The organism is Lysinibacillus sp. NPDC093190 (assembly GCF_050280425.1).
Classification (GTDB): Bacteria; Bacillota; Bacilli; order Bacillales_A; family Planococcaceae; genus Lysinibacillus.
Map to the genome: position 1 here is coordinate 46303 of NZ_JBNNVG010000011.1, position 22508 is coordinate 68810.

The 22508-nt window shown below is 34.7% G+C and carries 20 protein-coding genes and 1 pseudogene; all 21 read right to left on the reverse strand.

Going from position 1 to position 22508, the window contains the following annotated elements; genetic code table 11:
• Positions 1–32: 32 nt before the first annotated feature.
• Positions 33–1175: a UDP-4-amino-4,6-dideoxy-N-acetyl-beta-L-altrosamine transaminase gene (gene pseC / locus ACQKOF_RS10800; protein ID WP_427556534.1), complete on the reverse strand. Its 1143-nt coding sequence runs from the start codon at positions 1173–1175 to the stop codon at positions 33–35.
• Complete coding sequence (gene pseI / locus ACQKOF_RS10805) at positions 1172–2218, reverse strand: pseudaminic acid synthase (RefSeq protein WP_427556537.1); 1047 nt, start codon at positions 2216–2218, stop codon at positions 1172–1174. Before pseI ends, pseC begins: the two co-directional genes overlap by 4 nt.
• The gene (gene pseG, locus ACQKOF_RS10810; RefSeq protein ID WP_427556539.1) at positions 2215–3183 is read right to left on the reverse strand and encodes a UDP-2,4-diacetamido-2,4,6-trideoxy-beta-L-altropyranose hydrolase; all 969 of its coding nucleotides are present in this window, start codon (positions 3181–3183) and stop codon (positions 2215–2217) included. Before pseG ends, pseI begins: the two co-directional genes overlap by 4 nt.
• Entirely contained in the window at positions 3183–3905 is a 723-nt protein-coding gene (locus ACQKOF_RS10815) for a cytidylyltransferase domain-containing protein (RefSeq protein ID WP_427556542.1), read from the reverse strand. Before ACQKOF_RS10815 ends, pseG begins: the two co-directional genes overlap by 1 nt.
• Entirely contained in the window at positions 3902–4438 is a 537-nt protein-coding gene (gene pseH, locus ACQKOF_RS10820; RefSeq protein WP_427556545.1) for a UDP-4-amino-4,6-dideoxy-N-acetyl-beta-L-altrosamine N-acetyltransferase, read from the reverse strand. The genes ACQKOF_RS10815 and pseH overlap by 4 nt, the downstream gene beginning before the upstream one ends.
• Positions 4435–5628, reverse strand: coding sequence for an acyl-CoA reductase (locus ACQKOF_RS10825; protein WP_427556548.1), 1194 nt, complete (start codon positions 5626–5628; stop codon positions 4435–4437). Before ACQKOF_RS10825 ends, pseH begins: the two co-directional genes overlap by 4 nt.
• Positions 5628–6686, reverse strand: coding sequence for an acyl-protein synthetase (locus ACQKOF_RS10830; RefSeq protein WP_427556550.1), 1059 nt, complete (start codon positions 6684–6686; stop codon positions 5628–5630). The genes ACQKOF_RS10825 and ACQKOF_RS10830 overlap by 1 nt, the downstream gene beginning before the upstream one ends.
• Positions 6683–8032: an AMP-binding protein gene (locus tag ACQKOF_RS10835; protein ID WP_427556552.1), complete on the reverse strand. Its 1350-nt coding sequence runs from the start codon at positions 8030–8032 to the stop codon at positions 6683–6685. The genes ACQKOF_RS10830 and ACQKOF_RS10835 overlap by 4 nt, the downstream gene beginning before the upstream one ends.
• A 31-nt stretch (positions 8033–8063) precedes the next feature.
• Positions 8064–8804, reverse strand: coding sequence for an SDR family NAD(P)-dependent oxidoreductase (locus ACQKOF_RS10840; protein WP_427556553.1), 741 nt, complete (start codon positions 8802–8804; stop codon positions 8064–8066).
• Positions 8805–8890: 86 nt separating this feature from the next.
• Positions 8891–9130 (reverse strand): acyl carrier protein, encoded by a 240-nt coding sequence (locus tag ACQKOF_RS10845; protein WP_427556556.1) that lies wholly within the window; start codon positions 9128–9130, stop codon positions 8891–8893.
• Between the two features lie 99 nt (positions 9131–9229).
• The gene (locus ACQKOF_RS10850) at positions 9230–10381 is read right to left on the reverse strand and encodes a glycosyltransferase (protein ID WP_427556559.1); all 1152 of its coding nucleotides are present in this window, start codon (positions 10379–10381) and stop codon (positions 9230–9232) included.
• Entirely contained in the window at positions 10381–11511 is a 1131-nt protein-coding gene (locus ACQKOF_RS10855; RefSeq protein WP_427556561.1) for a glycosyltransferase, read from the reverse strand. The genes ACQKOF_RS10850 and ACQKOF_RS10855 overlap by 1 nt, the downstream gene beginning before the upstream one ends.
• Positions 11512–11523: 12 nt before the next feature.
• Positions 11524–12573, reverse strand: coding sequence for a glycosyltransferase family 2 protein (locus ACQKOF_RS10860; RefSeq protein ID WP_427556564.1), 1050 nt, complete (start codon positions 12571–12573; stop codon positions 11524–11526).
• Between the two features lie 22 nt (positions 12574–12595).
• Complete coding sequence (locus ACQKOF_RS10865) at positions 12596–13720, reverse strand: FkbM family methyltransferase (protein WP_427556567.1); 1125 nt, start codon at positions 13718–13720, stop codon at positions 12596–12598.
• 30 nt (positions 13721–13750) lie between these two features.
• The gene (locus ACQKOF_RS10870) at positions 13751–14854 is read right to left on the reverse strand and encodes a glycosyltransferase family 2 protein (protein ID WP_427556570.1); all 1104 of its coding nucleotides are present in this window, start codon (positions 14852–14854) and stop codon (positions 13751–13753) included.
• Positions 14851–15804 (reverse strand): annotated as a pseudogene (locus ACQKOF_RS10875) (GDP-L-fucose synthase family protein); the annotation flags it as partial. The pseudogene ACQKOF_RS10875 and the gene ACQKOF_RS10870, both read right to left, overlap by 4 nt.
• Positions 15805–15876: 72 nt before the next feature.
• Positions 15877–17229 (reverse strand): sugar phosphate nucleotidyltransferase, encoded by a 1353-nt coding sequence (locus ACQKOF_RS10880; RefSeq protein ID WP_427556573.1) that lies wholly within the window; start codon positions 17227–17229, stop codon positions 15877–15879.
• An 81-nt stretch (positions 17230–17310) separates the two neighbouring features.
• Positions 17311–18327 carry a GDP-mannose 4,6-dehydratase gene (gene gmd, locus ACQKOF_RS10885; protein WP_427556576.1) on the reverse strand — a complete coding sequence of 339 codons (1017 nt, stop codon included), beginning with the start codon at positions 18325–18327 and terminating at the stop codon, positions 17311–17313.
• Between the two features lie 17 nt (positions 18328–18344).
• A complete protein-coding gene (locus ACQKOF_RS10890) occupies positions 18345–20327 on the reverse strand; it encodes a glycosyltransferase (RefSeq protein WP_427556579.1) in 1983 nt (660 codons plus the stop codon).
• Between the two features lie 10 nt (positions 20328–20337).
• On the reverse strand, positions 20338–21438 hold the full coding sequence (locus ACQKOF_RS10895; RefSeq protein WP_427556582.1) for a class I SAM-dependent methyltransferase: 1101 nt from the start codon (positions 21436–21438) through the stop codon (positions 20338–20340).
• The gene (locus tag ACQKOF_RS10900; RefSeq protein ID WP_427556585.1) at positions 21431–22288 is read right to left on the reverse strand and encodes a TylF/MycF/NovP-related O-methyltransferase; all 858 of its coding nucleotides are present in this window, start codon (positions 22286–22288) and stop codon (positions 21431–21433) included. The genes ACQKOF_RS10895 and ACQKOF_RS10900 overlap by 8 nt, the downstream gene beginning before the upstream one ends.
• Positions 22289–22508 lie beyond the last annotated feature (220 nt).

Here is a 22508-nt window from a genome sequence, read left to right on the forward strand (position 1 = left end):
CTCTTTTAAGAGCAAGCTGTGTGTTGTACTACTTATTTCGGCTGTTTTAGTAATTCTTTAATATTCGACACAATTATTGATAAATCTTCTACTGTCATATTTGGATGAATTGGTAACGTTAAAGCTTTTTCATACCACTTTTCAGCAATTGGACATATTCCGCGTTCATACCCCAACTGCTGATAATATGGGTGCCAATAGACAGGAATATAATGTACATGAACTCCTATATTCAAAGATCTCATTTGTTCAAACACAAACTTACGCGATATTCCCTCAAGCTGAAGCACATACAAATGCCAGCCGGAATTAGTTCCCTCTAGCTGCTGCGGAACGATAATTCCTTCTATATCTTGAAATGCCTCCGTATAAAATGCTGCAATTTCACGACGTTGTTGGATAAACTTATCAATTTTTGTCATTTGTGATAAACCAAGTGCTGCTTGTAAATCAGTCATTCGATAATTATAGCCGAGGTCAGTCATTTCATAATACCAACCACCTTGATCAGCTGAATAGTCCGTTCGTTCAATACCATGACTACGGAATAGTTGTAATTTACGATAATATTCCTCATTATTCGTTACAATAATACCGCCTTCAGCTGTCGTTATTGGCTTAACGGGATGGAAGCTAAACATTGTCATATCTGCCTGTGTACCAACTTTTTTTCCTTTATATTCAGCACCAAGAGAGTGAGCACCGTCTTCAATCACAACTAGATTGTGTTCACGTGCGATATCCATAATTGCATCCATGTCTGCTGGTTGACCTGTAAAATCAACTGGGATAATTGCCTTTGTATTTGATGTAATCTTATTTCTTATCTCTTCAGGATTAATATTGTAAGTTTTTGCATCAATATCTGCAAAGACAACCGTTCCTCCCAAATAACGCGCACAGTTAGCGCTAGCCGCAAATGTAATCGGTGAAGTAATTACCTCATCTCCTTCACCTATCCCAGCTGCGTAACAGGCTGCATGAAGTGCTGCTGTTCCATTGCAAAAAGCAACTGCATATTTGGCACCCACATAATCAGCAATTGCCTGTTCAAACTGTTGAATTTTTGGACCTTGTGTTAAAAAGGGCGAACGCAATGTTTCTAGAACGATTTGTATATCGTCTTCATCAATCGATTGGCAACCGTAAGAAAGAAATTGATCGAGTTTTTTCACAGTAAAAGCTCCCAACATAAAGGTGTTCCCTTTTTCACATCTAGCTTAACAGTTTTTCCAAGTACTAAATCATAGTATTTTGTCGGTAGGCCTAATCCTGGTCGAACATTTCGTAGATTCTCCTCCGTTAAAACATCGCCTGCCTTTAAATCTTCTCCTATATATAAAGAACGTCGGAATTTTGTTGAATCCTTTTCAGCTTCAGTTGGACCATATTGAATTTGACCTAAGCTTTGCCATGCTCGCTCTGTTTCCTCTACTAGCATTTTTAACTCATGTGGCTCCATTGAAAAGGCAGAATCAACTCCTCCATCAGCACGTGAGGTAGTGAAATGCTTTTCTATAACAGTTGCTCCAAGAGTTACGGCAGCAACCGATACACCAACACCCATCGTATGGTCTGATAAGCCGATCTCCGTATCAAAAAGCTCGCGCATATGGGGTATAGTGGCTAAATTAGAGTTTGCAGGCGTTGCTGGATATGTACTTGTACATTTTAATAATACAATTTGATGGTTCCCTTCAATTCTCGCAGCTCGAACTGCTTCGTCAAGCTCTGCTGCTGTTGCCATACCAGTCGAAATAATAATTGGTTTACCAGTTCGAGCAACTTTTCGAATTAACGGTAAATCCACATTTTCAAAGGATGCAATTTTATAAGCAGGTACATTCAAAGTTTCTAAAAAATCGACAGCTGTTTCATCAAAAGGTGAACTAAAAGCTAATAAGCCATGTTCTTTTGCACGATTAAAAATTGCCTCGTGCCATTCCCAAGGAGTATAGGCCTCTTTATACAAATTATATAGAGAATTTCCTTTCCAAAGGTTGGCATCGTCTTGAATAAAAAACTCATCTGTGTGTACATCTAATGTAATTGTATCAGGTGTATACGTTTGTAGCTTTAACGCATCCACACCAGCTTCAGCTGCTAAATCTACTAAATGCAAAGCTCTTTCTAATGATTGATTATGATTACCAGACATCTCTGCAATAATAAAAGGCTTTGCATGCTTGCCAATCTCTTTATGTCCAATTTTAATCATGCTAACAACTCCAGTATTTGTGATAACCAAGCATTTGGTTGTGATGTGGCTGTTAATTCTAAACTTGTTCTTTCTAACTTTTTAGCATCTATATTACTTAAATTATTGAGTAAAGTTATATATGAATTCACTGTGATATCTGCATGCCACCCCAAATTGATTACTGCTCCAAGCTGATCTGCATAGTTAGTTGTAATAAGCTGATTGTCAGCAACAATAGTACTCGAAGATGGGAGTCCAACATAGCAACGTTCCCACATTGAACCACCACCAGCTCCAATAGAAAAATCAGCTTGTTCCATTAGCTCTGCCATATATGAAATTTGACAATGATAATGGTAATTTCGTTCACGACAAATTTGCTCTATTGTTTCTTTATGAACATTTCCATTGCCTACAACAATATCTACATGAGAAAATTTCGATTTTTCTAATGCAGTTAATATTTTCATCGTTTCATTGGTTGGATCAGTTCCTCCCATAAACACAAGAAGACGTTGAATATTTCGATTACGACACCTATATTGCTTACGAACCTCAATAAATTCCTCACGCATAATTAAATACTTTGGTCCAAGTAATTTCACACAATAATCCGGTACTAGTCCCTCATAACGTCTCTCAAAATTCGGCACAACATTTTGATCAAGCAATAAATCACAATCATGTGCTCTTGCCAAATCATCAATCACCATTAGTTTTTTTGTATAAGGACGAATAGTTTGTTCCCATTCCATACCAATCCCGTAATGATCAATAATATAAAGGTCTGCATGTTCAGCTTTTGCAATAGTTTCATGGCCTTGTTGTGCAACAAAATCTATTAAATTGCCAGCATGTGGCTCCATCCAAAATAGAACATTACAACCTTCCCGCTTTAAATTATGAGCGATTGTTAAACATCGCATAACATGACCGCTTCCGATTTCAACTGATGCAGCGGTACGAATAATTATTTTTTTCATTAAATCACCGGCTTTTGTTCAATATGTGCATTTAATTTAGCAACCTCAGGCGTTTCTCTTAAATAACGAATAACCTCTGAACTAGACACTAGTGGGTCATTAAAATGCTTGGCTACTGCCGAAATTAGTTCATAATCTTCCGAAGTATCTAATGTGATACGTAGTTCAGGTGCTATTCGATTTGTCGGTATCTTATATGTAACCGCATTAAATTCTTCAGGAAATTCATAAGCGTAATAAGTGACATGCTCACGATGACGTGGTTCAGTCCCGATTTCGTGTATTCGTAAAAGGGACTCATAGGAAATAAGTTCAACTGCTAAACCACGAGGAAGCTCTCCATTCATTAATACAATGTCCTTCTGCTCTGTTTCCATTAACGAAACAATCTCACTTGCCATTTCATAATCAACAAATGGACAATCTGATGTAACACGCATAACATAATCAGGGTTATACATTTTAGCACATTGTACATAACGATCTAGCACATCATCTTCTGAGCCTCGGAAATATGCTACTTGGTTTACCTCACACCACCTAGCTATTGCATCATCTTGTGACAACACGCTCGTCGCAACAACTACGTTACTAATCCCTTGAATAGCTTGGCAGCGTTTAATACTGTATGAAAGTACATCTAATTCACCAAGCGATTTCAAAATTTTCCCCGGTAAGCGTGATGAGCCCATTCTCGCTTGAACAATGACAATTGTGTTCATATCTGCACCTGTGGGATATATTTATTAAATTTACTTCCAACCTCTTGCCAGCGTTCCTTTGTCATTTCAAAGATGTATACATCATGCCACACGCCATTTTTACAAATATGATGCTCGTAAATCCCAACTGCAAGTGCTCCTTGCTTACTATGTAGTTTTTGTACGCCCTCATTAATATCCATTACTTCCCCAATTAACTTTTCTATTCCAAGCTCTTTAAAGGCATAATTATATATATAAGCACCTATAAATCCTGCGAGCATTGCATATTTCAAATCTCCTATATAGAAATTCCAAAATCCCCGTTTATGTCTCCAGTTAATATCTGTTATAGAAATAAACCCGATTAATTCTCCTCGGTATTCCATCAGCCAGTACCGGCCATTTTCATTTTTTCGTATAGAGGAAAGCCATTTCCTCTGATTTTCTAGGCTGTATTCAATGTCTGTATACATATAGCGTGTTATATGCTCACTTGTGCGCCAATCTAAAATTTGCTGAAGATGCTGTTCTTCAATAGGAATCCATCTCATATAATCACTACTTCCCTCGTAAACGATGTTAAAAAGTTCTGCCCGTCCCATACCCCGCTAAAATCTAGAGCTTTGCCAATTGGTACAATTCGATCGATGCCACGTGTTGAAATAGTATCAACTAGCTCTTGAAGTTCCTCCCGGTCAAAACCATAATAAGTAAGCGTTTGATCCTTATCAGTCAGCACATCTGCTAAATTAGAGAGTTTTTTTACATGAAACTCATAGAACAAACCACCACCACAATGGCGTTCTCGTACATCAGCAGATAAATCTGCGAACACCACACGCGAAAAGTATTTACTCAATTCTAATTTCTCAACTTCTCTTTCTGTTGCAAGCATTAAACTTGTCGTATATTTTAAAACCTGTGTTGCAGCCATTACCTTGAACTGTTTTTGGTGAATTTTTTGCTGGAATGCCATCCAAAAACGATGAATCGCTGTCTTATTATCTCCACACCACGTCACTAACCTCGGTGATGAGCATGCCATTTGGTCAAACCAAAATACATCATTGTAAAATTTCTCAAGTAGGTTATCTAGCTGTACATCGTCTATTTCTGATACTGTATCACTATTTAATACCACTAGTGAAAAACGATCTGGGAAGGCTAGCTCATTGGCAAATGGTGCAAGCGGTACTTTTCTTATGGTACGAATCGTTTCATCTCCGCCCCAAATGACACGTGTATGACAAGCTTCACTTATTACTGCTGTAGCATTTTCATCATGCCCATATGTACATATTATCGTCTGTTTTGCGATTTTTTCAAATTCAGCGTTTGCTAATTCCTCTACAATAATTTGCATAAGCGCAGTTAATCCATTTTGTTCCTTACTAGAAATTCGAATAACATTTCGATTGCCTGCTAATAACGACAACATCCATGAATATACGAAAATTGTATCGACATTTGAAGGGGCAATATGAAAAACTGTACCACGTGCCCGTACGATTTTTTCAGCTCCACCTTGTAAAAAATCAGTTTGCAAACTCTTTATATTCGCCTTACGTAACCAGAAGCCTAAAGCCACAACCTCTGGCTTCTCACGTAAACGAAGGAAGCGTTTAGATAAAACCTGTGTAAAATCCACTACTACTTCATCAAATGGTTGATATGGAATTTGCGTAGATAGTTGCTCTAATGCTACTTCAAACTCAGTATTTTTCGGCCAAAATAGCTTCATTATCTCGCACCTCCTTGAAACGTATCACTACAGCCCCGTAGCTCTGCTTTGGGAATACGACCAGCAACCGAAAAGTATTTTCCCCTCCAGCCACACTTACAATCATCTTCGCCATGAATCGTTCCTAAATCCTCTGTCAATAATGAATGTCCTGGGTAGCTTTTAGGCAGTTCACTCATCACTTGAATAAGCCCCTGCTCTCCGTATGGTACTGGCTCAAATGTAACTGGATTACGAATAATGATATCGGCATAGCTCGGCGTATGTAAATGCCCTTTACTACATTCTACAAAAATCGAACCAACTTGCTCCACCATGCCATAATAATTATGTACCTCACGAATACCTAATTGCTCATATAACAAACGATTAAACGTCAGAGAGTCAACGGCCTCATCCTTCAGCTTCTTCCAACCGCCCCCATGGATTAAAATACTATCCCCAAAATTAATATCCAATCCTAGCACTTTTGCTTCCTTATATACATACTGCCAAATCATAAATGTAAAGCCGAACAATAAAATCTTTTGATCCCTAAATTCCTGTAAATACGCATACAAGCCTTCGACGTCTAAGCTCATATCATCATTCAATGCATAAAAATGCTTACGACCAAAATTTGAAAAGCCTACTATACCAGCTCCCCGAGCACTAAATGATTTACGGTCCTTTAACACGGCCTTCGTATCAAAAATAATCATTGGCAAACGTTTCCCACCAAGTAGCGGCTTCATTACCTCCACCAATGTTTTGGTTTGGACAACAGCTGTCTCCTTATCTAAGTAAATTTTCGACACCTGCTGTCCTGTTGTTCCACTCGACATTAATACTTTAACAACTTCATCCTGTGGAATTGACTTTAAATTTAACAGTTTAAATAATTGCACAGGTAAATACGGGACGTCCTCTAATGTCCTTGCAGTTAGCTGGGCGCCACTTTTAACAAGCATCGCCTTATAATCTTTGCAATTCTCCACATGCCATTTTGTTAATGCATTTAATTTTTCCAAAAGCAACGCCGATTTTTCTCTTTTTGCTAAATGATAAGGAGGAATCATATACACATCTCCTTTAATTTCATATAATCAATTTTACCGTTCGTTAAGCGTGGGATTTCTTCTAGAATTTTTATCTTATAAGCTGTATGGTGTAGTTTATAATAACGTTCTATACTGCTTTTCACTTTCTTAGCATGCTCGTCTGACTCTAGTGCCACGACTAATTTATCATCATTTCCTGTGCATGCAATTGATGTGTGTATTTCTATCTCCAGCTTTTTCTCTACTTCATCCAAATTAATGCGAAGCCCAAAAAGTTTGATAAATCGTTTTATGCGACCTGTAATGGTGAAATAGCCGTCTGCATCAACAGTTACTGTATCACCTGTATGTAATACACCACTCATTTCATTATCTTTTGCTAAATCCTCTAAACATTGGGCATAACCCATCATGACATTCGCACCCTTATATATTAGCTCGCTCGTTTCCTTATCAATAGACAACTCTCCACCCGGAATCGCAATACCAATAGAACCATTTTTCTCGAGGACGCGGTCATGAGGAATATACGACATACGTGGAGACGCCTCTGTTTGCCCATACATCACAAAAAAGCGTTTCCCGTTCTCCCGCGCGTACTCTCCAAATACCTTCACAAGTTTTTCATTTAGTCGTCCTCCCGCTTGTGTCAGCGTCTTTAAATGTGGCAAATCCATGTTCATGAAGCCTATACGTTGCAACATTTGATAGGTAAAAGGTACACCTGCTAGTGACGTTGCCCTCCGCTCACGTACTAACGTCCAAAACGATTTCTCCATGATACTTTCCTCTGTTAACATAAGCGCAGATCCTGCCAACAAATGACTGTTGACAATTGACAACCCATAAGAATAAGACATCGGTAAATTCATCACTGCAAGCTCTTTATCATTAATGCTTAAATACTTAATAATTGATTTTGCATTCGTTCTAATATTATTGTAAGACAGTCGTACAAACTTTTGACTGCCCGTTGTACCAGATGTGCTTAGTAGAACTGCTAAATCAGGGTGAACTGTATAATCACAAAACTCTACTCTCCTTAATACTGCTCCTTCTCGCTCGTAGCCTTCAAATTCAGCTTCTCCAACAATCCACTTCGGCTTATATTGTTCGACAATGCTTTGTAGCAACTCGCTATTCAAATCATTAGCAACTAACATGACCGCATGTTTATTATTAAGTGCAGCAACATATGCTGCCAACCTCTCAAACGTATTTTTACATAGAAGTAATATTAATTCTTTTTGTTCACTGTTCAATAAAAACTCGCCAGCAGCATGTATTAATTGCTTATATGTATAAGATTGTTCATTTGTAATGACTGCTAAATGTTCTGATGGTGTTAATGTAAAAAATTTCATTATTTAACCTCCCTCAAAGAAAAAGGCACGGTTAAATGACCATGCCTCCATCTACTCCAATAGTCTGTCCAGTAACATACGAAGACAAATCTGATAATAAAAATAATATCACATTTGCCACTTCATCCGCCTGACCGAATCGGTGCATTTTTATCTTGTTAAGTACGGTTTCTTTTCGTTTACTCTCGTAATGAGCCGTTAAATCAGTTTCTATAAATCCTGGTGCAACCGCATTGACACGAATTCCTTTAGCAGCCCATTCCTTTGCCACAGATTTTGTTAGGCCAACTACTGCAGCCTTACTTGCAGAGTAAGCAGCACTTCCTTCTGCCCCCTGTACACCTATAATTGAACTCACATTAACAATTGAGCTCGTATCATTTTTGGTCATCAGCTTAGCGGCTAACTGCATTTGTTGTAATACAGCTGTCACATTTACATGCATCATTTCATGCATTGTTTCAATTTTCACCATACCAAGCAAGCCTTCATGCATAATCCCTGCATTATTAACAAGCCCATCCAATCGACCAAATTGTTTTTTTATAGCCATTGTTCCCTGTTTCATAGCTGCTTCATCGGTCATATCGTAAATTACTACAAATGGTGCGAGCCCAACTGCAGATACAACCTCAATGGTTTCAGCCAAACTTTCCATTGATCGTCCATGTAACACAACTTGTGCACCAGCTTTCGCTAAAGTTACAGCAGTTACCTGTCCAATGCCACGGCTTGCGCCTGTTACAAGTATAATTTTTTTATTTAGCATCATCTTGAATAACTTCCTGATATTTATTGATATATATTCTTAGTATAGAAAGAAAAAAGCTGTTTAACGTCATTTCTTCTCTGTACATTTTATTCAACCTCTATATCATACTTCGCTAAAATTTCTTTCGCTTTTGCAAACGAACTCATATCGAGCACATCATCTGTATCGAGCATAATGTCAAATCCATCCTCGATCTCTGCAACAAGGGCCATATGTGCAACGGAATCCCATTCTGGAATAGAGTTATAAGTTAGCTCATCAACAACTTGAACTATGTCAATTTCTAAACTTTGTGCGAATATTTGTTGTAATTTTTTTAGATTCATTATTCCTTATCCCCATTCTAATATAGTGTCGATTAAACTAAACAAAGCATAAAGAAAATACGACTTCTCAATTGAATATGAGAAAATCGTATTTCACTTTTAAGAATACCTCAATAAATTATTCCGCAATTCTCGCATCGTAAATTTATATGACGGCTCTGAAAAACCTAGTTGTGACAAATTATGTGTCGCATCAATGTAACCTGGATAGAGAGTCAATGCTTTACGTATACATTGTTCCGCTTTTACTTTATCTTCATTTAAAGCATAAAGTACTCCCAAATTATTTAAAGCAGCGCCATGTTGTGAGACATTTCTCAAAATCTCCTCATAAATCCTCATTGCATATTGGAAATTTTTAAAATATATAGCTACTATCGTCCGTATAAATAAAAAACTAATGTACCGATTATTTGACTTATCTATTTGTATAGACTGTAACAACAAGTACGCTTCCTGCCATTTGTCATAACGAATTAATAAGTTTGCAAAATCAAGATGGCTTTCCTCTACTGAACAATCTCTCGAATAAATTTTCTCTTTAATATAAGTGGTTGAATATTTATCTAGTAATATTTTTTCACCAGTTTTTGTAATCGCTATATTTGCAGTAGTATTTGTGGCATGCCTTCTAATTCGAATTAGAGGCTTAGGTACATGCCCTACATTAAAATTAAGATTTAAGAGTCGCAGCCAAAAATCCACATCTTCACCGTATTTAATATTAGTATCAAAACCACCTACTTTTTCAAAGGCTGCTTTTTTTATAATACTTCCTGAAGGCGATATAATTGGATTTCGAATGAGCATTTGACAAAATCCCTTATTTCCCCTTAGTTCCTGTCCTAAAAAGCTACCTGAAATAGCATTTGAGCCTTCATCAATTTGAGTAAAATCTGCATAAACAGCTGCATAATCATCATTTTGAATCTTATTTTTGTAATGCTCGATTAAATCTTCTGTACATTCGTCATCTGCATCTAATAGTAAAATCCATTTACTATTTGCTGTGGATATCCCATTATTTCTCGCAGATGACGCTCCAGCATTCTCTTGTTTATAAAAAAAAACCGTAGGCTGTGTAAGTTGAAGATTTTCTACAATCTCACACGTTCGATCAGTACTGCCATCATCAACAACTATGATTTCTTGTACATGTACAGCCTGATTTAAAATACTCTGTATTGCTTTTTCTATATATTGTTCAGCGTTGAAGACTGGAATAACAGCAGAAATACAAATATCCTCCATTAAATTTCCCTCTCATACGGATTAATAAAATGCTGATTCTCAGAAAAATTATTTGACTTTAATTTATCTGCAATCACATCATAAGCATGATACGGCGAAACTAGTACACAAATACTTTCTTTATCATACAAACTCTCTGGCTTCATTACTTCTTTTTCCATTACCAAACATCCTTGTTTTCTTTCATCACTGTCAATGAAACCTGCAAATCTAATATCACAATCTTTTAAAGCATGATAAACACTTTGCCCAGCTTCCCCCGCACCCCAAATCCAATATTCTTTTGTGGGGTGTTGTCTAATAAATTGAAAGCATTTCTCTTTATCGACCTTGCTATAGAAATATGTATTTTCTAAATATTTTTCATAAGAATACTGGATAGCTGGTAATCCATATTCAGCTGCAATTTGGTTAAAATAACGATATAATTGCTCAGTGTATTCTTGATGCTTTACAAAACCTCCTAACTTCCCCGAATGATTATTACTGTCATGTATCCGGTAATAAGTAAATGGTTCATTAATAGAAAATATATTCGTTTGGAGTGCAGCTAATTGCATAATACGTGTATCTAACCATATATAGGACAAATTATCCTCTTTCAAAGGCAACACACAATTTAAAAATTTTCTTCTAAAAGCTAACCCACTTGTTGAAGCAAATAAATGAAAAAGTGATGTTGTGCTAAATATGTAGTCCTTATAGTCATGAATTTTTTTCAGGACTGGAACAACATTTCCAGACGTTTTCCCATACTGATTTACCTCTTCAAGCGGATGCTGAATCACATCAATATGCGGATTATCATTAAATAACTTCACGATTTTTTCAACTTTATCTTGTTTAAAAAAATCATCACTATCCAATAGAAATACAATATCACCTCTTGATGCTTTGAAAGCTTGATAAACAGCATTCATTTGATTAAGGTTAGGTGTTCTACCATAGTTTTCATTGGCAATTACTCGAACATTGGGATACTGTGATAATATTTTAATTGATGTATCTATTGAACCATCATCGTAAACGATGATTTCAATATTTTTATATGTTTGATGCAATAAGGAATTTATACACTCTTCTAAGTAAATTGCATAATTATAATTATTAATTAAGATTGATGCAAGCATGTTTGCCTCCATTTATAATTTAGGAACTAATAGTTTTGTAAAATCCATACCTTGTTGTAATAAGTAAGTTTTTATATCAAGAACCATTGTACTCGCAATAAGAACATAATCATAGTCTACAAAATTGTTTAATAATATATCACAAGTTAAAACCTGTTTCCCTAAAAACATCTGTCCATTATCATCAACAAAGCTATTTGAAAAACCAATGATTTCAATTTTTTCTTGTAGACTTTCATAAAATTTTTCAGCTAATTTTCCCGTTCCATATATAATATATTTTGCATTAGTCTCTAAAGAAATACTTTCAATCATAAAATTTGCAACAGCATCTACTTCGCCCACTTTACAAATTATATCTTTACCTTCAAATTCCCTTAGTTTATTTAACTTTTTCAATGTAATTTCATTATACTCTAAACTTGACCACTGCGAATTATACCAATAATTCGTATCATGTGCCCTATAATTTCCTTTAGGAGTATCTAATGAAAAAAGATCAAAATAATTTAAAAACATTATCTTTATATATAAATCTGCACAAATTCTATAATCTGCTTCGGGTATTGGAAAAATTGTAGTTAGAGCTTCTCTTTTAAAGGATAAGCCTGAGGTTGGTATTGTTCCCATAAATCCGTATAATTCCAATCCTCTTTTTTGTTTCGATACTTTATCCTCTAATAATGTAAATTTCTTTTCATTATTAATAAGTAAATTATGTTGTATCCCTTTATGAAATTGATGATAATAAACAATCGTTTCTAATTTATCTGGATACCAATAATCATCAGCATCTAAAAAAGCAATTATTTCTCCTTGAGCCAGTTCAAAACCCTTATTAAACGCGGAAGCTTGGCCACCATTTTCCTTCGCAATCACACGAATGTTTTTTGGATACATCTGTTGTAATTGCCCGATAATTTCCAAGGAGTTATCAATGGAACCATCGTCAACAATAATAATTTCATATTTTTGATAACTTTGATTTATAACAGATAAGACTGCTTCTCTTATATATTTTTCGTAATTATAATTAGAAATTATAACAGATACTAACTGCATTGAATCACCTCTCTAACTAACTCTACTCACAGCTTGCATAAAGTACTGTCTCTAAAAAACAATCTGAATGGTGCCCAACATAAAATTTATAACCCAGATTTCCAAAATTCTCAGCAATGTAGTTGGGGATATCTAAGAGATCTTCATTTTTATGATACAAACAGACCTGTAGTCTCGGCTTAAAAGTTGAAATTGTTTTCATTGCCCCTTTTAAAGTAGCTAACTCAAATCCCTCAACATCTAGTTTTATTAAATTAACATTATTTATTGCATTCATTGTTATGTAGCTATCAATTGATAGAACTTGTGTTTCTTCTCTACCGGTATTTCCTATACTATATCCCGAATTAATGACACAGGCTGTAGAATTCATATACAATTTTTCATTCTTTTCACCTAATCCTGCCTTTACAGCAATAATATTCTTTGTTTGACTCTCTACAATAAAATTATTTAACATTTTATAATTACTCTCTGATGGTTCAAATGAATAGATTCTACACTGATTTTCTAGATACTCTAAGAAGATTTCAGCAGTATCTCCTATATATGCTCCCCCATCAAATATAACGTCATTTTTTCTTGGTGATACAATTGGATGCAAGTATTGTGGATATTGGGATTTTAAAATATAACTTGGATCACCAGTTAATCTATATTTTATAATACCTGAAAAAACCTCCCTAGAAGATTGGTCACCCCACAAAAAATTAAGCTGTTCAAAATCGTGTTTATGACTCTCGTAAAAAGTTTGAAATGCTATTGCCTGCTGCTGAATTGTATATTCCAGAAGAAAGTATAATTGAAAATCAAGGATTACAAAATTTTCAATCTCAAATGATAATAATTGTTTGGAGATTTCTTCACTCCAAGTACTACAGATAAAAATTAAATTATTTGATAAATCACTATTCTTTAATTCATTAGCCAATATAATAGGAATACCATTAATAAATTTTCCTTCCTTTGATTCATCATTATCGATATAATACGCAATATTTATATTTTTAGATAAAAACTTACTACCAAAATACTGGCCGAAGCTTCCAGCACCAAAAATCATGATTTGTTCACTAGAATTTAATTTTTCTACTATTTTTTCTAGTTCATATTTCGTATAATTACTTTCATTATTTTTAATTTCCAAAAAATAAACAACCCCTTTTAGTCAATATATTCATATAATTTCGTGCCAAGTTCTTACTAAGATATTTTTATAAATACTTTGTAATTGATGTTTTATCATTAATGCAACATCTATTCTTTCAATAGATATTATAATTGCTGATATAACTGTTTCCTCTATATTTTCAGGAGAAATTATCAACCTTTGATGTAACTCCTTACCTTGCATTTTCATATCATTATCAATAAAACTAAGGACTTCTATTCCTGCTTTTTGTAGTGAATGAAACAAATAAGTAGCATTGTTTTTCGTACCAAATATAGCAACTTTTTTTTCTTTTAAATAGTCTATTTTTTCGATAAAACTATCTTTGTCCATTACCAAAAGTTCTAACCAACTACGGTAATATTGATTAATTTGATAAGTTTCAAAGTTATACAATATATTTCTTGTAAAGTCCGGAACGCTCCCAAAATGGTTAAAATGAATAATTGCATTTTCAACATGCATTTTCTTTTCATGTACAAGTGTATTACTTAAACCACCCAATCTAAAATGAGCAATTTCTATAGGTAAATAAGCTATTCGATTTTCATATTTTTTGAAACACTTAATTGTAAAATCAACGTCTGCTAGTATGCCATATCTTAAATCAAAACCAGCAAATTCAGTAAAAAGTTGATTATGCGTAAATACTGATTGATGTGGACACATTTTACCTAATTCAAAATCTCGATACGTTAGAGATTCTCCCCGATAATGCCAGTGTTTTGTGAATGCGTCAAAAGCTTTAACATCTCCGTGCGACATCAGAATATGAGGGTGTTGGTATAAATAATTAGCTACTTTCTTCACGACAGAATTTTCCGAGAAATAATCATCAGCATTCATAAAGTTTATGTATTCTCCAGTTGCCTTTCTTACACCTTTATTAAAGGCATCATAAATTCCCTCATCCGGTTCCGAAATTATTTTGTCAATCTTATCTTTATACTTTTCAACAATATTCATTGTGCCATCTGTTGAAGCCCCATCGATAATGATATACTCAATATTATCGTATGTCTGATTAATAACACTTTGTATAGTTTGCTCAATTGTTTTTTCTGCATTATAGCATGCTGTGATAATACTGATTTTTGGTCCTTTGCTCATTTTACTATATTTTCAAGATACCAATTATAAGCATCCTGAACTCCTTCCTTTAGTTCAATTTTGTGGTGCCATCCTAGACTATGTAGTTTTGTAACGTCTGTTAACTTTCGCGGTGTACCGTCTGGCTTTGTCATATCGAATTCAAGTGTGCCCTCAAATCCGATGACCTCACAAAGTATCTCTGCCAATTCTTTTATAGAAATTTCTTTTCCTGTCCCAATATTGACAAATTCTCCAATTTGCGAAGCTGTACAATTTCCCATTAAATGAACACAAGCATCTGCTAAATCATAAGAATGTAAAAACTCTCGTAGTGGAGAGCCCGTCCCCCAAACTGTCACTGAATTTTCTCTGTTTACCTTAGCTACATGGATTTTACGCATAAGTGCGGGTAATACATGTGAACTCTCCAAATCATAATTATCATATGGACCATATAAGTTAGTCGGCATCACACTAATAAACTCTGTACCATACTGTTTATTAAACGCAGTACACATCTTAATCCCAGAAATTTTCGCGAGTGCGTACGGCTCATTCGTTGCCTCTAGCTCACCTGTTAGTAAATACTCTTCCTTTAAAGGCTGCGGTGCCATTTTTGGATAAATGCATGTACTCCCTAAAAATAATAATTTTTTTACATTATATTTACGCGCTGCTTCAATGATATTTGATTGGATCATTATATTATCGTATAAAAACTGTGCAGGATATTTAGCGTTGGCTAAAATCCCTCCAACTTTTGCAGCAGCTAAAAAAACATAATCAGGTCGCTCTTCTTCAAAAAAATTTTGGACAGCTTGTTGATTCCGTAAATCTAATTCCTTACTCGTTCTATAAATAATTCTTTCATACCCTTTTAATTTTAAATTACGCATAATAGCAGATCCAACCAATCCTCTATGACCTGCAACATAAATCTTACAATGTTTATCCATTTGACAACACCTTTTTAAAAATTCTCTTTGTTATTATCGGTAAAAAAGAAAAGAACTGAACAGTTACAGTTCTTTCGTAGTTTCTCAAATTGTTACGATTACATTCTCCCAATCATATTCTAACCGCACTATATCTTCTTCTATAACAGCTTCACCCATTTGAACTTCTATAATTTCTGTATCTTTAACTGCATAAAGAGAATGCTTTGTTTTAGCTGGAATTTGAACTATATCTCCTGGTCTTACATTTGTTTGCTTTCCATCCAATATAAACAACGCTTCTCCGGAAATAATTGTCCATACTTCAGAACGATAATTATGATACTGATAGCTTAAATTTTTCCCCTTTTTGATACAAAGCCTTTTTGTTAAAACGTCTTGATTGTCTTTCCTCGTATAATCTAGAACACGATACCAGCCCCATCTCCGCTCCTCATACATCGGTCTTGAAAATAATCCTTCATGTAACATATCTTTCATTCTTGAGCTAGCAGGTTTATCTGTCACTAAAATGCCATCCGCACTAACAGCTACAACAGCATTAGAAATGCCAAGCACTTTCACAGGCAAATCTAATTCATTTACAATATGAGTATTTAGGCTATCATCACTTAAACCGCCGTTACCAATTACTTGTTGTGTCATTTCTTCTGTTAATGTATTCCAAGTGCCAAGATCCTTCCAATATCCATCATAAGTTAAAGCAACAATGTGACTTAGATTTTCCACTATCTCATAATCAAAGCTGTTTTTTGGTAAACTTATGAATTCAGCACATAATTTTTCATACTCTCTGGAAAATTGTTGTTCAGTTAATTTATTTAACATTTGACCGAGCAGAAATGCAAAAACGCCACTATTCCAATAAGCTCCACTTGCAATTAAACCTTCCGCTACTTCTTCTGTAGGTTTTTCCACAAAACGCCCCACCTGCATATGTTCGTTATGTAATTCGGGAATCAAATAGCCATATTTAGAAGAAGGATATGTAGGCTTTATGCCAAGAAGTCCCATTTCAGCACCAGTTGTTAATACAAGTTGCTCTAGCTCCTTGACCTTTTGATAAAAGGCAACATCTACAAAAGCATCTACTGAGACAACGCCAACAATTTCATCATCTTGCATGCCTGTTACTGTAGAAAGATATGTACATGCAAGAGCAATTGCAGGAAAAGTATCTCTTCTCTCAGGCTCAACTATAATCGGAACATCTCCTAATTGATTACGTAACATATCTACTTGTGCGGCGTTTGTTGAAATAATCATATCATCTTGTGCAACAACTTGTGAAAGCTGTCTATAAACACGTTGCACCATTGATTCTAATTGTCCTGTTTCTTCATTATGTAGAACTTTTAAAAACTGCTTCGCTCTAGAATCATTAGAAAGTGGCCATAGTCTCGTACCTGAACCACCTGATAGTAATATTAGTTTCATCAACATCACTCTTTCATCAAACAATATTAAAAAGAGCGATATGAGATTTATATTCAAAATTCATATCGCATCTTTCTTAAGTTAGTATCTTTTTAAATCTTCATGAACCATCATTTTCACTAATTCATTAAAGCTCGTCTTTGGTTGCCATCCTAATACTTCCTTTGCCTTTGTTGAATTTCCTAACAATAATTCCACTTCAGTTGGACGGAAAAATTGTGGGTCAACAGCGACAATTACTTTCCCTGTCGTCTTATCAATACCCTTTTCATCAATCCCCTGACCTTGCCACTCAATTGTAATATCAGCCTCTGCAAATGCACGTTCCACAAATTCTCTAACAGTTCTTGTTTCACCTGTCGCAATTACAAAATCATCTGGATTTTCTTGTTGTAAAATAAGCCACATTGCCTCAACGTAATCTCCTGCAAAGCCCCAATCACGCTTAGCATCTAAGTTACCTAAATACAAGCATTCTTGCTTCCCATGCTTAATATCGGCAACTGCTAGTGTTATTTTACGTGTAACAAAGGTTTCGCCGCGTAATGGGGATTCATGGTTAAACAAAATGCCATTACACGCAAAAATATTATAAGCTTCTCGATAATTGACCGTGATCCAGTAAGCATAAATTTTTGCGGCCGCATATGGACTACGAGGATAGAAAGGTGTTGTTTCGGTTTGCGGTGTTTCTTGCACCTTTCCATACAATTCACTTGTCGAAGCTTGATAAATTTTTGTTTTATTCTCTAAGCCTAGTATTCGAATGGCTTCAAGCAAACGTAGCGTCCCAATTCCATCTGCATTAGCAGTATATTCAGGAGTATCAAACGATACCTTTACATGACTCATGGCAGCCAAATTATACACTTCATCTGGTCGAATTTCTGACATAATGCGAATCAAATTAGCTGAGTCCGTCATATCACCATAATGTAAATAGACATTCGGATTTTCTAAGTACTGTTCAATCCGATCATAACGTTCAATTGATGCACGACGAACTAAACCGTGTACCTCATATCCTTTTTCAAGGAGAAATTTTGTTAAATAAGCACCGTCCTGACCGGTGATACCTGTGATCAATGCAGATTTCATCCCATTCTCTTCCTATCTTAACTATATATTTTTATTAATCTATTTTTAACAATCTGTGACAATTGCTCATAAATCTCGTCCTCAAAACTTGCAGAGGATATTAAAATTGGGACATTATCGTCGATATCATTTATTCCAATAACTTCATACTCTTCCAAAAACTTTGTTCCAATCAAATTAGGATTCCTATCAATAATACTGATAATATATCCACTTAAAAACGGACTTTCCTTCAATAATTCAATAGTATGTGTACCTGCTCCATAAATATAAACCGGCTCAATTACCTTCAATTTCATATAGTCATCTACAAGGATACTTACACTTTCAGTATTATATAATTCAAATGAACTACATTTAATCTGATTTCCACTGAGAATTGCTTCTTTATTTCTTTCAAAAAAAGACCGTGAATAAAAATTACTACCCATAGCTGCGTTTACTATATGGTTATCTTCCCGTACTGATAATACAGGTTGAAAGAACTGTTTTCCATTTTTTCTTATTAAAGTTACACTACTCGTTAAAACATCTGTTGCTACGGTCTTATAAAGCATTGTTTTAAGATAATCTTCTGCAAGATGAAAATTTTCCTTTTTGACAAAAACTATATCTGCTTTTGATAAATTTCTTATATTATCAGAAATAACTGCTAAAGTCTGACTTTCTCGTATTTCTTTAATTAGGGGTTTTCCTTTTAACTGCTCTGCATGTAAAAATAATTGTTGATTTTTTATTACATTCGGAACATGCTCTAAATCAAAATAAAGAGTTTCATCTTTTCTATGCTCAAATAGCTGGACAGCTTTTTCGTATACTTCTATATATTTTCTTGCAATTATCTCATGGTCAAAATTATCAACACAAAAAGTACGTGCTGCATGCCCAAAAGATTTTCTTAAAACACTATCTGTGATTAGCATTTCAGTGTGAGCAAAGAGAGCATCTTCATCTTTTTGATGAGCTACAAACCCCGTTTCAGCATGTTTAACAAGCTCTGGAATCCCCCCCGTATCAAATGTCACAATCGGAATCCCACACGCCATAGCTTCTGATATAACTAACGGACATGTATCTGCTAAAGAAGGAAATAAATACAAATCAAAAGTATTATAAACCTCTGCCATTTCCTCTTCAGACGATATATAACCAACATGATATAAATGATCATTTTCAAAACCCTGCACTGCTCCACCAACATTAACAAGTAAGACATCATATCCTGCTTCAATAAGCCGATCAACGACTTTTTGTACGTATTTTCCGCCTTTACGCTCTTCTCCAAATGTCCCACCATTGGCTACTGCACCAATGATAATTTTATTTGTAGGAATCCCATATTTACGACGTACTGATTGCTTATCCATTGGATGATATATCTGAATATTAACACCGTTTAAGATAACTTCCATAGGGTGCCCTTTAACTATTCCTTTTGAAACAATGTCACCTATCCATTGAGCAACTGGAACTAAAAATAGCTTAGAATTATTATAGATATCTTTTTTCTCTTCCCAATTTAAGTGAGTACGATCTGACTGAATAGCAGGATACTCATCAGGATATGGACAATTTCCACAACCAGTTATCCATTTACTACAATCATATGAGTAAGAACAATGTCCCGTAACTGATTGCATATCGTGCAATGTCCAGACTATTGGTTTAATATGGGACAACATCGAAATGGCGTATGGATTGAAATAATCACCATGCATATTATGTAGATGAATTACATCAGCTTGTTGAAAATAAGGATTTTTAAATAACTCAAATGCACCAAAATCATCATAATTTACATAACCATTTTCTTTAGACTTTTGAATATGTTTATGGAACTTTCTAATGTCAAAAGGATAGACAGAAGGATGTTCCGACTCTTTCCTTCCAACAAGTGCATTACTTTCTAAGCCAAATGATTGCTGACTTTTTATAAGACGCATCATTACCTTAGCTGCACCACCACGCAAGTCATTTGTGTTTATGTGAAGTATGTTCATATTTTCACCTTCACTTCAATTTTTTCATTGCTTCCATAAATAAAGAATCTGGCTTTCGTACTACACCATTTATTTCATCTAATTGATATTCACGAAAGTTCGGAATAGCACTCTCAAATGCTTTCATTTTAATAACGCTTACAAATCCTGTTTGTAAAAGAACTCGCTTTAATAAATATTGATCATACATTTGTCGATGAATTTCTCCTTGATTACGAAATACACCTTCATCAAAAGCTCTCAAATAGTCAATTCCTAGCTTCAAATTTATAATTTCCCTAACTTCCTCTAATTTTTCATCCATTACGGATAATTTTTCAATTTCAGTTTCCACAATATAATAATTAGTGAAATCATGCTCTCTAAGCTGCTTTTCTATTTCTTTCCACCATGTCGAAGCTATTATTATATGTGCACTTTTCGGAATGTTATGTAAGGATTTAACAGGAAAACTATCTACAAATTGACCAATAAGGGCCGTAGAATTATCAATATAGCCATCAATACGCACACTATGAATTGACAATATTTTCTCAATTCGTTGACCAAATACACCTGCTCCAAAAATATAAATACTTTCTTCTTTTTGAATACATGGAAGTCGATTTATAAGCTCTCGTTCTTGAGAATTGAACATCTCATACCCTATCCGTTCAAACATAAAATCAAAACCATTTGTTAAATCGAGCATTCTCTTGGACATGTTACCACCACTTAATGAGCGTGTCGTTTGATCATATAATTCCATGTACATCCAATCATAATTAAAAATAGTTGCTTTACTTTCGTATTCCATAACACTATCTAGTGAATGTAAATACTTTTTAGTAATATCTTCCAAATCAGGAACAACAATGCGAACTATTCCATTTGGCTTCAACACTCGATAAATCTCATTTAGTAGCTTTGATGCGTCTTGTAAAGAAAAATGTTCAAGTACATGTGAAGAGTACACAACATCAAAAGAACTTTCCTCAAATGGTAGGCCCTTTCGAATATCCACATTTATGATTTCTTTATGAATGCCATTCATATCAATGTTAACCCAGGCTTTATGAAAAGTTGTTCCACAACCAACGTTTAATAACTTTAAAGAATGACCATCAATCATGTGTTTTCAATCCTAACCGTCCAGTAAAATCAATTTTATTTAACAACATTTTTACATTATACTTCTTAAAGTATTCGTTTACTGCTTTACGTGCACCTTGCCAATATCCGAAATCATCAATGATTAATACACCGTTTAAAGATAATAATGGGTATAAATGCAATAATTCTTGATAAGTAGATTCATACCAATCTGTATCAAGACGTAGTAAACATAGCTTTTGGGGTAAGTTTTTTGTTAAAGTTTCTTCCACTTTTCCTTGTACAAAATGAATTTTGTCCATTGGATAACTGGTTTTTTCTATATTCTTCTTAACATCATCTAAAGAAGCGTAACACCACAAATTCACAGAGTTTGTTTGAGACTGCAACCATTCTTGTTCTGCCATATTCCCACTGAAATCAATATCAATGTCACTTGGTTCTGACATTCCCTCAAAAGTATCATATAAATAAATTGTTCTATCAGTAACTTCTAGCTTTCTTAGAGTTTCCATAATCATCATGGCACTTCCACCACGCCATACGCCACACTCAACAAAGTCTCCATTTATCCCATTAGCAATCACGTATTTAACAGATTGATACAAAGAGTAGAGACGATCCATAGAAGTCATCGAATAATTCTTTACTTTGATATATAACTCAATAAACTCATCCTCAATATCCGGACTAATATTCAATAGTTCTCTAATTTGTTCTACTGATAACAGTGTAAACGCATCAAAAAAGTGTACACCTTCAACCAAATTCATAGAAGTTAATTGTTTGGAAATATCCTCATATTGTGTAGAAGCAATATGAATGGTGTACTCTTTCAAATCAATTTGCTCAATGCATTTTTGCGGCAAATTAATTGGAAAACCATGAAACATCTCTTTAGACTTTTTTTCGTCATTATCTAAAAATCCATATATATCCTCTATACCTATATTTTGTATAACACACTCTGCAAATCGACCTGTTCCAAAGATAATTTTCTTTTTAATAACAATCCTTCCTTTCTTCTAAACACTCAATACGCTCATTAATCTAGCTTCGCAGATTTACTTTTATGAAACTTTTATGTAG

What these genes read in the sequence shown, in the direction of transcription:
- pseI (WP_427556537.1), bottom strand. Translation starts at nt 2,218, where the DNA reads ATGATTAAAATTGGACATAAAGAGATTGGCAAGCATGCAAAGCCTTTT.
- pseG (WP_427556539.1), bottom strand. Translation starts at nt 3,183, where the DNA reads ATGAAAAAAATAATTATTCGTACCGCTGCATCAGTTGAAATCGGAAGC.
- ACQKOF_RS10815 (WP_427556542.1), bottom strand. Translation starts at nt 3,905, where the DNA reads ATGAACACAATTGTCATTGTTCAAGCGAGAATGGGCTCATCACGCTTA.
- pseH (WP_427556545.1), bottom strand. Translation starts at nt 4,438, where the DNA reads ATGAGATGGATTCCTATTGAAGAACAGCATCTTCAGCAAATTTTAGAT.
- ACQKOF_RS10825 (WP_427556548.1), bottom strand. Translation starts at nt 5,628, where the DNA reads ATGAAGCTATTTTGGCCGAAAAATACTGAGTTTGAAGTAGCATTAGAG.
- ACQKOF_RS10830 (WP_427556550.1), bottom strand. Translation starts at nt 6,686, where the DNA reads ATGATTCCTCCTTATCATTTAGCAAAAAGAGAAAAATCGGCGTTGCTT.
- ACQKOF_RS10835 (WP_427556552.1), bottom strand. Translation starts at nt 8,032, where the DNA reads ATGAAATTTTTTACATTAACACCATCAGAACATTTAGCAGTCATTACA.
- ACQKOF_RS10840 (WP_427556553.1), bottom strand. Translation starts at nt 8,804, where the DNA reads ATGATGCTAAATAAAAAAATTATACTTGTAACAGGCGCAAGCCGTGGC.
- ACQKOF_RS10845 (WP_427556556.1), bottom strand. Translation starts at nt 9,130, where the DNA reads ATGAATCTAAAAAAATTACAACAAATATTCGCACAAAGTTTAGAAATT.
- ACQKOF_RS10850 (WP_427556559.1), bottom strand. Translation starts at nt 10,381, where the DNA reads ATGGAGGATATTTGTATTTCTGCTGTTATTCCAGTCTTCAACGCTGAA.
- ACQKOF_RS10855 (WP_427556561.1), bottom strand. Translation starts at nt 11,511, where the DNA reads ATGCTTGCATCAATCTTAATTAATAATTATAATTATGCAATTTACTTA.
- ACQKOF_RS10860 (WP_427556564.1), bottom strand. Translation starts at nt 12,573, where the DNA reads ATGCAGTTAGTATCTGTTATAATTTCTAATTATAATTACGAAAAATAT.
- ACQKOF_RS10870 (WP_427556570.1), bottom strand. Translation starts at nt 14,854, where the DNA reads ATGAGCAAAGGACCAAAAATCAGTATTATCACAGCATGCTATAATGCA.
- ACQKOF_RS10880 (WP_427556573.1), bottom strand. Translation starts at nt 17,229, where the DNA reads ATGAAACTAATATTACTATCAGGTGGTTCAGGTACGAGACTATGGCCA.
- gmd (WP_427556576.1), bottom strand. Translation starts at nt 18,327, where the DNA reads ATGAAATCTGCATTGATCACAGGTATCACCGGTCAGGACGGTGCTTAT.
- ACQKOF_RS10890 (WP_427556579.1), bottom strand. Translation starts at nt 20,327, where the DNA reads ATGAACATACTTCACATAAACACAAATGACTTGCGTGGTGGTGCAGCT.
- ACQKOF_RS10895 (WP_427556582.1), bottom strand. Translation starts at nt 21,438, where the DNA reads ATGATTGATGGTCATTCTTTAAAGTTATTAAACGTTGGTTGTGGAACA.